This window comes from Ruegeria sp. AJ12, assembly GCF_056536245.1.
Genome location: NZ_JBQFJJ010000001.1, coordinates 690,878 through 703,996, shown reverse-complemented (window position 1 = coordinate 703,996; position 13,119 = coordinate 690,878). Strand labels below are relative to the sequence as shown.

General features: G+C 57.8%; 9 protein-coding genes. 3 read left to right on the top strand and 6 right to left on the bottom strand.

The window, feature by feature from the left end; all coding sequences use genetic code 11:
- Window position 1: 1 nt before the first annotated feature.
- Together ACR3E0_RS03455 and ACR3E0_RS03450 are read right to left on the bottom strand one after the other, a co-directional pair.
- The gene (locus ACR3E0_RS03455) at window positions 2-1,621 is read right to left on the bottom strand and encodes an AfsR/SARP family transcriptional regulator (RefSeq protein WP_480476189.1); all 1,620 of its coding nucleotides are present in this window, start codon (window positions 1,619-1,621) and stop codon (window positions 2-4) included.
- A 32-nt stretch (window positions 1,622-1,653) separates the two neighbouring features.
- Window positions 1,654-1,965: a hypothetical protein gene (locus ACR3E0_RS03450; RefSeq protein WP_480476187.1), complete on the bottom strand. Its 312-nt coding sequence runs from the start codon at window positions 1,963-1,965 to the stop codon at window positions 1,654-1,656.
- 68 nt (window positions 1,966-2,033) lie between these two features.
- On the opposite strand from ACR3E0_RS03450, the gene ACR3E0_RS03445 reads away from it, so the two are divergent.
- Window positions 2,034-2,975, top strand: coding sequence for a YcaO-like family protein (locus ACR3E0_RS03445; protein WP_480476185.1), 942 nt, complete (start codon window positions 2,034-2,036; stop codon window positions 2,973-2,975).
- A 32-nt stretch (window positions 2,976-3,007) separates the two neighbouring features.
- Here the strand turns inward: ACR3E0_RS03445 and ACR3E0_RS03440 are convergent, their stop codons facing one another.
- On the bottom strand, window positions 3,008-4,243 hold the full coding sequence (locus tag ACR3E0_RS03440; protein WP_480476183.1) for a hypothetical protein: 1,236 nt from the start codon (window positions 4,241-4,243) through the stop codon (window positions 3,008-3,010).
- A 143-nt stretch (window positions 4,244-4,386) separates the two neighbouring features.
- Window positions 4,387-6,348, bottom strand: a complete 1,962-nt coding sequence (locus tag ACR3E0_RS03435; RefSeq protein ID WP_480476181.1) for a phosphatase PAP2 family protein — start codon at window positions 6,346-6,348, stop codon at window positions 4,387-4,389.
- A gap of 401 nt (window positions 6,349-6,749) precedes the next feature.
- Here ACR3E0_RS03435 and ACR3E0_RS03430 point away from each other — a divergent pair, with 401 nt between their 5' ends.
- The gene (locus ACR3E0_RS03430; protein WP_480476179.1) at window positions 6,750-7,673 is read left to right on the top strand and encodes an SMP-30/gluconolactonase/LRE family protein; all 924 of its coding nucleotides are present in this window, start codon (window positions 6,750-6,752) and stop codon (window positions 7,671-7,673) included.
- Window positions 7,674-7,824: 151 nt separating this feature from the next.
- Window positions 7,825-11,010, top strand: a complete 3,186-nt coding sequence (locus ACR3E0_RS03425) for an ATP-binding protein (protein ID WP_480476177.1) — start codon at window positions 7,825-7,827, stop codon at window positions 11,008-11,010.
- Here ACR3E0_RS03425 and ACR3E0_RS03420 read toward each other — a convergent pair.
- Both ACR3E0_RS03420 and ACR3E0_RS03415 read right to left on the bottom strand, forming a co-directional pair.
- Complete coding sequence (locus ACR3E0_RS03420; protein ID WP_480476175.1) at window positions 11,007-12,404, bottom strand: Dyp-type peroxidase; 1,398 nt, start codon at window positions 12,402-12,404, stop codon at window positions 11,007-11,009. The two genes, ACR3E0_RS03425 and ACR3E0_RS03420, sit on opposite strands and share 4 nt — an antisense overlap.
- Complete coding sequence (locus ACR3E0_RS03415) at window positions 12,401-13,117, bottom strand: hypothetical protein (RefSeq protein WP_480476173.1); 717 nt, start codon at window positions 13,115-13,117, stop codon at window positions 12,401-12,403. Before ACR3E0_RS03415 ends, ACR3E0_RS03420 begins: the two co-directional genes overlap by 4 nt.
- Window positions 13,118-13,119: the final 2 nt, after the last annotated feature.

The following is a 13,119-nucleotide window of genomic DNA, read 5'->3' as shown; positions in this document are numbered from 1 at the left end:
TTCACAACCCGGCTTTGGACAGCAACTTGACAACTTTTGTATAGTGGCCCTGGTTCTTGAAGCACCCGGGCCATGCCCACCGCGCGGCCGTAAATCCCGGTTGCAGTTCCAGAATGCCTCGGGCGTGACGCCGCGCCAATGACTCGTTGCCGGCCTCAGCCGACAGCATGCACAAAACGACCCGCGGTCGAACGCGCCCCGGGTCGATGCGCAACACGTTGTGCGCATGTTGCCAGGCCGATCCATCCCCGACCAAAGCCATGGCCATCGCAAGATTTGCCTCGATCCAGATCGGAGGGTGCGGCGTAAGCGCCAGCGCTTGCTGATAGACACCGATACCCGCGTCGATCTGATCATCGTAGAGCAACAGCACTGCATAATATCCCAACATCTCGGGGCTGCTGGGAAAACGGTCCACCACTTTGCGCATCAGTTTGCAGGCCTTGGACGTATCGCCGGCGACATTTTGCGTAAACGCCTCCAAAGCTGCGCAATACGGATCAGTCGGGTGTTTTTCGCGCAGGCTCAGGCAGTCTGAGTTTACACGTGCCAATGTCTGTTCGGGTGTGTTGTCCATACCCAGCCGGATCATGTCTAGACGACAGAACCCGATCGCGACGCTCGCGGGCAGATATGCCGGGTCGCGCTCAAGACAGGATTCATATTGCCGGATCGCCTGATGCAAACCGCCCTCGGTCGCCTGGCTCTCAAGTATCCGACCCTTTTGAAAGGCTGTCCACGCCTCGGTCGACGTGGCCCGCGCAGACCAGATTTCAGACCAGTACCCGTCTCGCAAACGCAGATGCAGAGCTTCGACCACTTTCATGGCGATCTCTTCGACAGCATCGAACGTATCCTGGCTTTTAAAGCGGAACCGCTCGGTCCACAGACAGATCTGATCCGCAGTAGAGGTTAGCTGAGCCGTCACCCGCAGCCCTTCGGCGCCGACAACGCTGCCGCTCAGGACATACCCGTCGACCGGTCCTTCCTGTCTGCGGGCGTCACGCAACTCGATGACATCGGACAACGTGCCCAGCAGAAACAAAAGCTCGTCGCGGATCGACGTTGCCGCAACGTTGACCTCTGGAGTTTCGCCGACCACTTCCATCGGTTCGACCACAACGGCAGGTCGCTGGCGACCCCAACGGGTCGGCACACGACCCGCAATCGAACCCAGGCCATTTCCATCGGTCTCGATGTCCCAATAGGCCTGACGCTCAATCGCCAGCCAGTCCTCGAACTCTGGATCTCCAACATCCAACCCTTCCAAAAGCTCGGCGCGATCCGAATGAAGCTGCTCATCGAACAGGTCAACATCAAGCGATGTCAGATCAACCGACACGGTTTCGCGCCCGACATCCAAAAATGTCAGGCCAAACGTCCCAAAATGTTTGGTCAGAACACTCAGCTCCTTGCGCAGCGATGCAGCACCTTGTGCCGGGGAACTCTGACTCCACAGCCTGTCCTGCAGCCAGGTGCGGCTGCGAATGGTGTTCTTGGACAACAGCACCAAGGCGACAAGCGCTTTCGCCTTGGTACCACGCGGGGTTGCATCACGACCGTCGTCGCAAATCACCTGAAATGGGCCGGTCAGGAATATCTTGGTCCGTGCCTTAGTCACAAATGCCCCTCAGGTGCGCGGAGAGACGATGCTTAGGAACTGCACCCGAAAACGACGATTCCGCCCATTGCCTCGTAGGCGAGTTTGCAGCACCACGATTCATGGTCGTGGTCTTCTTCCGCGCCCTTGCCGCTCAGATCCGGGATGACAATATGCGCTATATCCTTCGAATCATAAACAAATTTTACTTCTGGGTTACCGACGTTTGCAAGAATCTCTTTGATCTTGCGTTCTGCGGCTTCCTCTTCGTCTTTGGCATCAGTCGCCCTGGCACGTGCCGCCCTGAGAACCTCGCAACCGAGGTCTTTCAGCGAATAATCAGGATTAAGCGTCAATCGAGCCATATCGAAATTCCTTCCCTCACGACCACAACCATTTGTATACCTCCTTACGTTGTTATCCGGAAACGAAAATGACCGACGCACTGATCGAGCACGCCGAAACGGCAAGGCTCATTTCCAAACCTTCCTTTGCCGAATTTCCGAAAGGCGCACCAATCCACGCGGCCTTTCGAATGATCGAGTTGCGCGACGGCACCCAGCCTCCCCAAGGTGCGATGGCCCGGCGGGTGTCATTTGGCACAGCCCGCACGGCCGAAGGTGCGGCCCGGTTGGCCGGGTTCGAGGCCATCGAAAGGTATGCTCTGCAATACAGTTCGACCGAACCCGAGACACGCGAAAGCCTGATTGCATCGGATGGTAGGAGGCATCTGGCATCAATCGACGCCCTGTCCCTGGGTGCACCGATCACCAATGGGCAGATTACGTCTAAAGGGTCTGCCGCTGGTCCCACGACAGAGGCGGCGGCACTGAGCGCGGCGCTTGAGTGTCTGGAACATGCCCTTGGTGCAAAGAACTGCGAACATGCGCTGCCGACGTCGGCCTTGCCTACAGATCTGACGAAGTGGCTCGCCACGCATCTGCGCAAGCTGGACGTTCATGTGACCGAAGTGCGCGACATCGGTGTGTTGATCCGTGCCATCTGTGCCGATGAAGACGGCGGCAGGCCAACTTTCGGCACGGCGTTTTCCGCAGACGTGAAACAAGGTGCCTGGCACGCTGCCTCCGAGGCTGTTGTGTCCTGGCGCAATATGGTGACGCTTGAACATACCGGCGTCACACAGGACGGGATGGGAGCGGATGAAACAAGACTGTTCCGACTTTACCGGGGAGCCAGCCGGGACCAGTCCAAACATCCCGTTACGCCTTTCGATGTCGCAACTTGGCGCGCGCGCAACCCAACGCTTGGCGCTGTTCTGAAAACTGCAGCAACAATACTGGGTCGCCCTGTCGCGGTGTTTGACATGACTGCGCCGGAAATCCCGTTGCCGGTGACCAAAGTTGTGCCCGTGTGAGCGCCTCGGATGAAAGTACGTCAACCATTGGATCACTCGACGTTGCCTGGGCGGCCACGTTTCCGTGTTTCGCAAAGGTCCGCGAATTGTGAAATCTGTTGGCAGCGTGCGGTTCCAGGCAGCCCGCAGACGATCCCCCCCGGTTTTGTTGCCGAGATCTCGGCAAATTCGACCTTTGTGATCACACGTGGTTTTGAGGCGACTTTGATATGCGGGCCAACCTCGATCCGCTTTGCAAGGCTGTAGCCTGAAATTGGTTGGGCCAAAGCGCCTGCGCCAACAGTGATCTCGTCCAAAAATCGCGGATCGTCATCGGCAGGCCCGAACTCGATGCGCATAGGCATGTGTTCTGCTCCGCGCGAATATCGCACCCAGTCCTGCGGAATGTCTTCCCCGCGCATACTTAGGCCCACAGTCTGAAAGGCGCGAATATACATGCCAAATGGGTCCGCAAACGCCATTGCATGGCCCTGGGGGTCGGTCGCATCCTCGATAAACGCCAAACCGTATGCATCTTGCACCACTTTGGAGACTGCAGCCCGGCAAAACTGAGTCTGTCGATGGGTTGCCGTGAAAATCTCATCCAACCGCGCCCGCCGACGGGGGCCGGCCTCCAATACGGAATAGGGGAACGAGCCGGCATGAATAACCGATACAAGGTCTTCCAATCTGTTCGTGACGTTCGCCATAAACAGCGCATGTTCAACGTTCAGAGGATGTTCGGGTGGCCGAGCACGGCCCGCACCAATCAGACGTTTCTGAAAACAGGCCATGCGCGCCGATACATCAAGGGCACTCCAATCCACCGATGACATGCCAAACAACTCGTCCGGGTTGTAATTCCGTCCCGTGATCCTGTGGACGATTCGCAAGAAATACGGCAAGTCAAACGCGGCCACTGTCATCCACCACTCGGCAAACTCGGTGGTGCCGACAAACCGTTTGGGACGCAGCCTGCCTCGATGATCCGGTCGCATCACCAGTGCATATTCAAGGTACTCATTTTGCAACTCGGCACGTCCTGACCAACCCAGATCGGACAGCTGCGCAGCCAGATCTTCCCCCAAGCAATCCAGCGGCTCACGTGGGTTACCTGACCATTTGAACGCATCAGAAATCTGACCGTATTGGATGTCTCGGGGGTCCAGCACCAGAAACGGGCTAACGCTGCAAGCATCGAACAACGACTTGATGCGTGCGTTCCAAGCCGTCAGAGCCTCTTTGTTGACGTCCTGATCGGCATCTCCTGGCGATTGAAAAACAGGCATGTCAGCGGCTCGTTTCAAAGCGGAAGCGGATGACCGCAAACCCTCGGCGGGACCCTCAAGGCGGGTTGGCGGCGCCGTTGCGAGCGGCATCCTCAGGGGCGCCACAACTGCGGGCCAGCGCTGGTTCGACGTTCCAACATCGCTCACCACCCCGCCTGTTCCGGCAGATGGCGGGTCCACCACGTCTCGGGCGTGCTGTTCTGGATATGGATCTCACTGCCGCGTTTGCGGCTGCCGACAATGCTGAGACGGTCGCCGTCAAAGGTTTCTAACGTTATCCTTGCCGTATCTGCATACGTGGCCACGTGTTCCGCCAGGATACCCACTGCGATCCGTTCGCCCATACGCACGCTGTCAAAATAGTCACTGTAGTAGTGAACACCGGCCATGCTCCGCCCCAGCGACATGTTTGCGGCCAGCTTGTTCAACTCGCCGTTGAGCGTCAGACAATGGGCCTGGTCCCCGGCTCGCGTGGCATTCACCAGCATCTTGCCGCCGTGCGCCGGTACATAGACCGCCTGCGCGCCAGCCGCATCCAGAGACAGGCGGGCACCATCCGCAGCATGCGTTCTGAACAACGCCTTGAGTACGGTAACGCAAGCACCGGCGACGGTTGCATGTCCACCGCCATAGGCCGGGTGCATTGGCGAACCTTCTGGGTAGGCCATCGGCAGCAAAAGGTTGCGCTCGATTTTGGGTAGCCCCTTGTGCGACATAGCATTGTGCGAGAACCGTCGGTCAACCGGGGTGGCGGCAATGGCCTCCATAAGACTGAATCCGTCAAACGCAGCGCTTTCCAGCTTATCCAGATGCACTTCGGCCTGTGTTTTGGCGGCTCCAAGCGCCTCTCCGTGCCCATTTGCGGTCAGACAGGCCACGCTGCCCAGTTTTTCCGGGCGGGCTCGATTGTGTACCTGAAAAGTGTGCTGTCTCACCACGCTCAAGGCGCGCGTTGCCGTCTCGGTCAGAAGGGTCAGAATGTGCGGACTGCTCCACGCGGCAAAAGGGTCGCGCCGCCCGTTTTGGCTATGATCCGGCAGTCCCTCGTCGACAGGCGTACCCCAGTCGAGCATCACCCTGCAGGCATTCAGATACGCTTGATAAGTCCGGTCGCAATGTAAGTAGGTTGCAAGGTCACGCGGTGTCTCGATGAATTTCAAGCCACAAGCATCGATAGCGAGCTCGCCCCTTGTATCGGCGCCATTCTGCACGTCCAGCCACTCCGCCCAATCGCGCAGGTAATCAACACCTTCAGGTTGCGGAATGATCTGCGGATCATTCCGATCTGCACCAAAAAAGAGAAGCTCACTATTGGTATCGTCACCGGGCAATGGGCTGTTTGCCGACAGGCCGTACCCCTGCAAGAGGAACTGCGACAGAAAAGGTCCCTGCGCGCACCCCTGGCTGGACCCTCGAAAGAGCGTCTGCGGAGATAGCCCATTGCCATCACGGACCCGTCGTGCCGCCGACACTTTGCCGATATCTCTGCCATCGGCATCCAGCGGACGGCCTTCCGGCTGAAACCAGACCATCTGGCCCAGTGCGCCGGCGATTTTATCCGCACCCCGTACCCCGTTGCGAATGTCCTCGAACGAGACATCCCGCAGATACGCCATTGCATACAACTCCGCCATCTCTGCGGCCAGCTCATCTGAACCCAGCTGCGGCGCGGGTGCGATTCCAACCGCACCGGCATCCGGTCCTTTCAGACCTAATTGACGGCCGTAGATAGGGCCGTCCCATCCGCGCCACTCAAAATCCAGGCCACCATTTACCGGTTTGGTTCGAAACGGTCCGGGATAAGCCGGGGTATCAAACAAAGCGAGCCGATTGCCGCTGTTGTCCGAATAACTGGGATGCGCGATTTCTTCGAAAAACTCATTAAACGCAAAGGAGTCGACGACACCAAAAACACTGTGCAGAAGGCCTTTTGAGAAATTCGTGGGCCACGTCCCCGCGAAAATTTCGGATTCTCTGTTGTGCGCAGCACTCACAGACGACGCCTCAAACACCGACGTTGCGGCCTGGCGTCTGTTGGGCAGGGTCAGCTGATCAGCCGTCGCTTGCATCGACTCTGGTCGGGTATTCACGGGGTCTTGCGGCATGATGCCCTCCTATTCGGCAAGGAGCACATGCCATGACCAGCGTTACCAGAACGTGACTGGTTATCGGGAATACTTCTGATGGCCTGAAAACCAAGGCTCTTTTACACAACTTGCCATCAACATCAGAAGGACCCAGGCGTGCGAAAGCTCTCCGGCAAGGGCGGTTGTTCGCCACTCGTGCCACGCTAAGCTCCTCGTTTGGAGGAATTTTTCACGACACCCGGCCAAGGTTTTCCTTGCGCCAAAGGACATAAGTGCAGGGCAATTCCACCTGTTCGAAATACCGAGGGCCATGCTGCACCTTGCTTAACGTTTGAGCGCTATGCGATTGAACGGTATGTGGCGTCATGACCACAGGTAGTCAGTCAAACGAACAACCAACAGGACGAGGGAGAAACAGCATGGCATTGGAACTGAACGAAATGTGCAGCGGGTTAGGGTTTCCCGAAGGCCCGGTGGAAATGAACGACGGATCACTGTTGTTCGTCGATATCAAGGAAGAAACACTGGTACGGCTTGGAACGGACGGCAAGGTGCGCGTGGTGGCCAGAATCCCGGGCGGTCCTAACGGCGTCGCAATCGGTCCGGACGGGGCAGCTTATGTCTGCAACAATGGTGGCGTCTACAGCTTTGTGCCATACGGCCCAGACCAGATCACTGTGCCCGCGCCAATACGACCGAATTACAAAGGCGGGTCCGTACATCGGGTTGATCTGGCAACAGGAAGCGTCACCCAGCTGTTTGAGTCCTACGAAGGTAAACGCCTGATTGCGCCCGACGATATCGTGTTCGACAAATCTGGTGGCTTTTGGTTCACAGACACGGGGATCGAAGACGAAGAATCGACACGATATGGCGGTCTGTACTACGCAACAATCGACGGGAATACGCTGATCAAGGCGGCGACGATCCCGATGCCCAACGGGGTGGGCCTGTCACCGGATGGCAAAACCGTTTACGTCTCCGATACCGTGTTCGGCCGGCTCTGGGCCATGGAGATCACAGGCCCAGGCCAAGTCAAAGGAGGCCCGATCGCCGGAATGCCCGGAAACGTCGTTCAGACACTGCCTGGGTATCAGTGGCTGGACAGCCTCAAGGTCGAAGCCAGCGGGCGGGTTTGTGTGGGCACGATCTTCAACGGCGGCATCACGGTCTTCAGCCTCGATGGCAGCACCGAACATGTGCCGGTTCCGGACCTGTTCACAACCAACTTGTGCTTTGGCGGTGCAGACATGCAGGACCTTTGGATCACGGCGTCGAGCACCGGCAAGATCTATAAAACCAGATGGCCGCGCCCGGGATTGAAACTGGAGTATTCCGCCTGATGCGCATTTGCGCAAATCACGTCTTTTGACGTGGACATGCCTGTCCGGGCGACGTGCGTGACATTTTAGCTGCCTTTTGATCGCAGCATGGTGTTGTGATGTCGTCTAGAGCTAGCAGGATTATGCCAAGTGTTGTAGACACTTTGCCAAAATGGGGGATGTCACGAACATATCTGCTCAGCAGCGGGCAGACCTGGGGCAACGGCGCCAGGTCTCGGTTCTGTTTGCCGATATGGTGGGCTACACCGCGATCGTCTCGGACCTGGGAGAAGAAAAGGCCCTGGAATTTGTGCGCATGGTCTACGACACCCTGACGGGTGCGGTCGAAGAGCACGGTGGCACGGTCCGCGACTTTGCGGGCGACAGCATCATGGCCCTGTTCGGAATACCGGACGCGCTTGAAGATCCCGCGTTGCGCGCATGCCGGGCTGCACTGTCCATCCACGACGCCTTCGCAAAAGGAGCGGACGACATCGGAGCACGGTTCGGTGTGCGCCCCGCCATGCGGGTCGGGGTGAGCTCTGGCAATGCGCTGATGGCAGCGGTTCAGGGAAGTGACGGTCCCACGACGGCTGTTGGCAGCACGGTCAACCTTGCGTCGCGCATAGAAAACCTGGCGGACACGGGTGGCACACTGATCTGCGACACGACCCGCGGGCTTGTCGAATGGGTTACCGATCTGCGGTTCTTTGGCGAACATCAGATCAAAGGGCTGGCCAAGCCGCAGAAGCTCTGGGAATTGCAGGCGATACATCAGGGCGCGACGCGGTTTGATGCGTCCGTCGCACAGGGGCTGAGCAGCTACGTTGGGCGTGATCGCGAACTGGATGTGATGTCCGACGCCCTTGCACGGGCCCAAAAGTCCACGACGGTCGTTGATCTTGTGGCCGAGCCGGGTCTGGGAAAAACGCGGCTTGTATTCGAATTCCTGCAGCGCGTGTCTAAGGACAAGACACTGATCCTGACTGGGTATTGTTTTGCCGACCGGCAACAGGTTCCGTTTTTGCCGATTATCGAAATCGTCCGAAACACGTTCCGAATCCGGGATCGCGACGATCCCGAAAAGGTCGCGCACAAGTTGGAGATTGGCCTCAAAGTCTGGGACCAGTACTCGGATGAAAATCTTGGACTGCTGCTCAACCTTCTTGGTCTCAAACCCCCTCCGGGCGCGCTGGACGGTCTGGACGGCGTTCTGATTGGTCTGCGCACGCGGGAACTGTTGCCGGTGTTGCTTAAGGCCAGGTGCACGCGGGAAACGGTCATCCTGCTGGTCGAGGATAGTCATTGGATCGACAGCGCATCAGAAGATTTGCTGCGCAATCTGATCGAAAATAAAGACCTGTCCAACCTGTTGATCATTCAGACACGGCGTCCGGAATACCGTCCTGACTGGTTGGGGCGTTCTGGAGTGGCAACCGTTGCCTTGCAGCCGCTTGGTCCGGACGACTTTGGGCATCTGGCGCAAAACCGGTTGGGCGTCGATACGCTGCCTAACGGTTTCGCTGAGCAACTGGCCGAACGCTCGGGCGGCAACCCACTGTTTGGCGAAGAGATCCTGGGCTTTCTTCTGGATCAGGACGCGTTGCGGATCGAGGACGGGCAGGCCTATCTCGATACGGAAATGGTTGCCTCCGGATTGCCTGCCAGCATGCGCAGCCTGTTGACCACCCGATTGGAACGCCTGCCGCCAGAAGATCGGGATCTGTTGCAGGCAGCCGCAGTCATTGGACGCCGATTTGACCCGGGTTTGCTGTCGCAACTGGTTGACGACGCCGAAGGCACAGGAACCGCTCTGCAACGCCTGCAGGCGCAAGATGTGCTGTATCGCGAAGCCAACTCATCCGACTACATCTTCAAGCATGTCTTGTTGCGGGACTCGGTCTACCAAAGCCTTGTGTCATCACGCCGCTCAGAATTGCATCTGGCCATTGCCGACACGCTGGAATTGCGCAACGCGAACCGGCTACAGGAAGCGGCCGAAACACTGGCCTTCCACTATAGCCAGACAGATCGGACCGATCAGGCGTTCCGCTATACCGCGATGGCAGGTGACAAGAGTCTGGGGGTTTATTCGCTGGACCAAGCCAACCGGTACTTCGTATCCGCCCTCGAACTTTATCAAAGCGATCCGACCTGCGCCACGAAAGAGCAGTTTGCAGCGTTTCTTGCAGGTTTCGCGTTGTGCTCGAATATCTCGCTCAGAGTCAAAACGATCATCGAATTGGCCGGTACGGTCCGGCCGATCCTCGAACAGGTCGGTGACAACCCGGATCATGCACTGTTCCTGCATCACTACGTGTCCTGCCTTGTGTGCAACGGAAAGTACCGTGAGGCGCATCTGGTGCAGCAGGAACTGACCGCCATGGGAGACCGGCTGGGCGACCCTGCGTCCAAGGCCTATGCCATGGTGAACGAGCTGTCGGTCTCGATCTATTTTTCACCGATCGACAATGAAGTGTTCGAAGCCAAAAAACGTCTCATCGAAGCCGAGCTGAAAAAGATCGATGACGCGTACATCCAGAATTTCTTTCTGGCTACAGTGGGTTGGAACGAACTGACTCGAGGCCGCGTCGCCCGGGCACATGCCACCTCTGACCTGATGATCGAGGTCGGAAAGTCGAAAAACGACCCCCGGTCTCTGGGCTACGGAACCGCGATGAAAGCTCTGATCGCAATGGTCACCGACGATTACGAACTGGCGCTGACCATGGCGGAAGAGGCCCAAAAAGCCTCGCAGGTGGAATTTGAACTGGCGATTGCCGAAGCGGCCAGAATCGGCGCGCTCGTACCACTGGAAAAACCCGGTGCGATTGAGACGGTTCAGCGCCATATCAATGTCTGCGAATCCAAGGGCTGGACACTATTCACGATGGGGCCAGCCACCATGCTGGGTGTGGCTTATGCGCTGAACGGGCAGATTGCCGAAGGGCTGCGTCAGATAGAAGCCACGATCCAGAAGCGAACTGACGAAGGCACGAAAGCCTCAGCCGACTGGGCGCGTCTGTTTCTGTGCGAGATGTATCTGGCCATTCTGACCGGCGAAGGTGGCGGGTCGGTTTCCGTTCTGCTCCGAAACCTGCGGTCTATTGCCCGTGTCATGCTATTTGGCGAAAAGGAACTGATTTCGATGATAGCTCAGGTACGGCAAAACCCGCAATTTGACGACAGGGGGCACTACGTCGCCCGCTGCGACATGATCCTTGGGCTGCTGTACAAAGCCCGAAAAAAGAAACTGCTGGCGGTCGAACACCTGACCAAGGCCCGCGTCATCGTCGAAACCGCTGGTCAGACACCCCTGTTGACCCGCATAGACAATGCGCTCGCGGACCTGACTTAGTCCGTCAGTTCGGACAGATACTTGATGGCGGCCAAGCTTGGCAGGAAGGTATAAGCTCCGCCCCGCGAATGAATGAGGCGCGGGAAACCGAACAATCGGATCGAGTCACCATCCGGCAGCGTCATGTCAAACCAACTGGTCTCGGGTGTATTTGCTCCCAGAACCGGATCGTTCGCGCCGGTGATGTTCGGATCTTGCAGACCCAGATTGATCCAGTCGCACATAACGGCCTCGAACTGTGCCGCGATATTCGCCCCGATGAAGCTGCCCAGCAGGCCACGTTCGCGATCATCCGGGTTTTGCGGATCAAAATCAGGACCATAAGACATGCCACGCCGCACCAGACGCCGTGTATAGTTCGCGATCCTCTGAACGATTGGTCCCCCGCGCGGATTGCCGCGCCGCAGGTGTGATCCCGCCGGGCACCGAGAAGCGTGGGTGTAGTCGAAATTCGTCAGCGACACCTCTGTCTCAGGAAATTGCGCATCCGGGGACAGTTCATACGGGACACCATTGCGCCAGCGCCCGCACATTTGAGCGGCCACGACCTCGCGCAGGGCGCCGTGCATGTCCAGACCTTCACCGATCAGGTCCAGCCTGTCCGGATTTGCCAGCAGGTGTTTTTTGGGGTGATCCATCAACGTGGTTGCGGCTTGATCCAGATAGGCTTCGAACCCTGCAACGTCCTGCTCCAGCACCCGGAACGCATTGAACGATCCGTTGAACCCAAGTTCATGTGGCGTCGGCACCCGGAACAGCACGCCTTCCTGCCGGGTGGGATAGCCCAGCAACGCGGTTCCGAGCGGGTCCATGGGTTCGTCCACACCCGCCTGTTCCGGGTCGATGACATGCTTGAACCTGGGTTGGGAAATCCCATCGACATAGCCAAAGAACACCCGGCCTTCAGGCAGGTTGCGCCCGTTGCGCACGCCCAGGACTTTAAAGCCTTTCGCCACCTGCGCTTCGACCTGATCAAGGTGCTCTTCGTCATCCGAATGGATCGAGGCGATCAGATGCACGCGTTCCGGCTGGTCAAACGGCGCGGGCCAATGCTCGGGCGCGCTATCACCAAAATCGCCGATCTTGATCGCGCGTTTAGCCATGCCCTGCTTGAACTCGGTCGGGAAGGTGTCGAGATGCTGACGAGGTGTCCCCAACGCCCGCAGGCCTTCGAACGTGATCGCGATGTTAAAGCAATAGAGGGGGCGCACCTTCCATGTCACATCACGCGTGATCGCTGGCACATCTTCGGTGCTGTCATCGACCGATGCGCTCAGAAACTGCCGCGCGGCGGCACTGTCATCCACTTCAAGGATCAGATGGCGCACGAAATCACGGCGATAGCCGCGCAGAATGTTGCCCTGAATATCGGCGAGATTGAAGGTCGTTTTCACCAGCCTTGTCCAAACTTTTGGCGCACTTGCGCGGCCGAAACTCCGGGATACGCGCGATAGCCGCCTCCCAATGAAATGTTGCGGTTCGCGTGCAGTTGCAAAACGAAATCGCGCGGCAGCGACGCCAGTTTATGTGGTGGATCGTTAGGTGTTTTACCCTTGGCCGCATCCTGCAATCCGAAGATATCCGTCGGAAAATCCGGCGCCTGGAAAAGGTCATGTTCGTGCACCCAGTCAATGAACTCTTCGACGTTGTGCTCAGTCGGGATCAGATGCTCGGCGCCGTCCACCAAAGAGATGACGTCATTGAACACGCTGCCGATTGTAGTGATGAAATCCCGAATGTAATTGCTGAAGTCTCCGTCATAAACGGAAATCATGCAGATCTTATCGTCGATCAACAGGAAGCGCGCGAAGTGGACTGTGCCAACGTTGTCGAGCCCGGCGAAAACCTCTTCTACGTTTTGCGCGATGGCCAGGGTCGCGTGCGCACGTCCGGCTGGCGACGGATCCTTGAGCGGCATGATCAGGTTCATCATGCGCTGAACGTTTTCGCTGGGTTGCGGCGATGGTCTGGGACCGCCGGGCAGTTTGGGTTTCGGTTCTTTCCAGATCCAAAATGGAACGACAACATAGCGTGACAGGAACTTGAACCATCCGCGTTCCGGCAGGCTGTTGACGTAGCGATTGAACCAACTGTTGTGGCGTGTCATGG

What these genes read in the sequence shown, in the direction of transcription:
- ACR3E0_RS03440 (WP_480476183.1), bottom strand. Translation starts at nt 4,243, where the DNA reads ATGCCTGTTTTTCAATCGCCAGGAGATGCCGATCAGGACGTCAACAAA.
- ACR3E0_RS03425 (WP_480476177.1), top strand. Translation starts at nt 7,825, where the DNA reads ATGGGGGATGTCACGAACATATCTGCTCAGCAGCGGGCAGACCTGGGG.
- ACR3E0_RS03435 (WP_480476181.1), bottom strand. Translation starts at nt 6,348, where the DNA reads ATGCCGCAAGACCCCGTGAATACCCGACCAGAGTCGATGCAAGCGACG.
- ACR3E0_RS03415 (WP_480476173.1), bottom strand. Translation starts at nt 13,117, where the DNA reads ATGACACGCCACAACAGTTGGTTCAATCGCTACGTCAACAGCCTGCCG.
- ACR3E0_RS03445 (WP_480476185.1), top strand. Translation starts at nt 2,034, where the DNA reads ATGACCGACGCACTGATCGAGCACGCCGAAACGGCAAGGCTCATTTCC.
- ACR3E0_RS03430 (WP_480476179.1), top strand. Translation starts at nt 6,750, where the DNA reads ATGGCATTGGAACTGAACGAAATGTGCAGCGGGTTAGGGTTTCCCGAA.
- ACR3E0_RS03450 (WP_480476187.1), bottom strand. Translation starts at nt 1,965, where the DNA reads ATGGCTCGATTGACGCTTAATCCTGATTATTCGCTGAAAGACCTCGGT.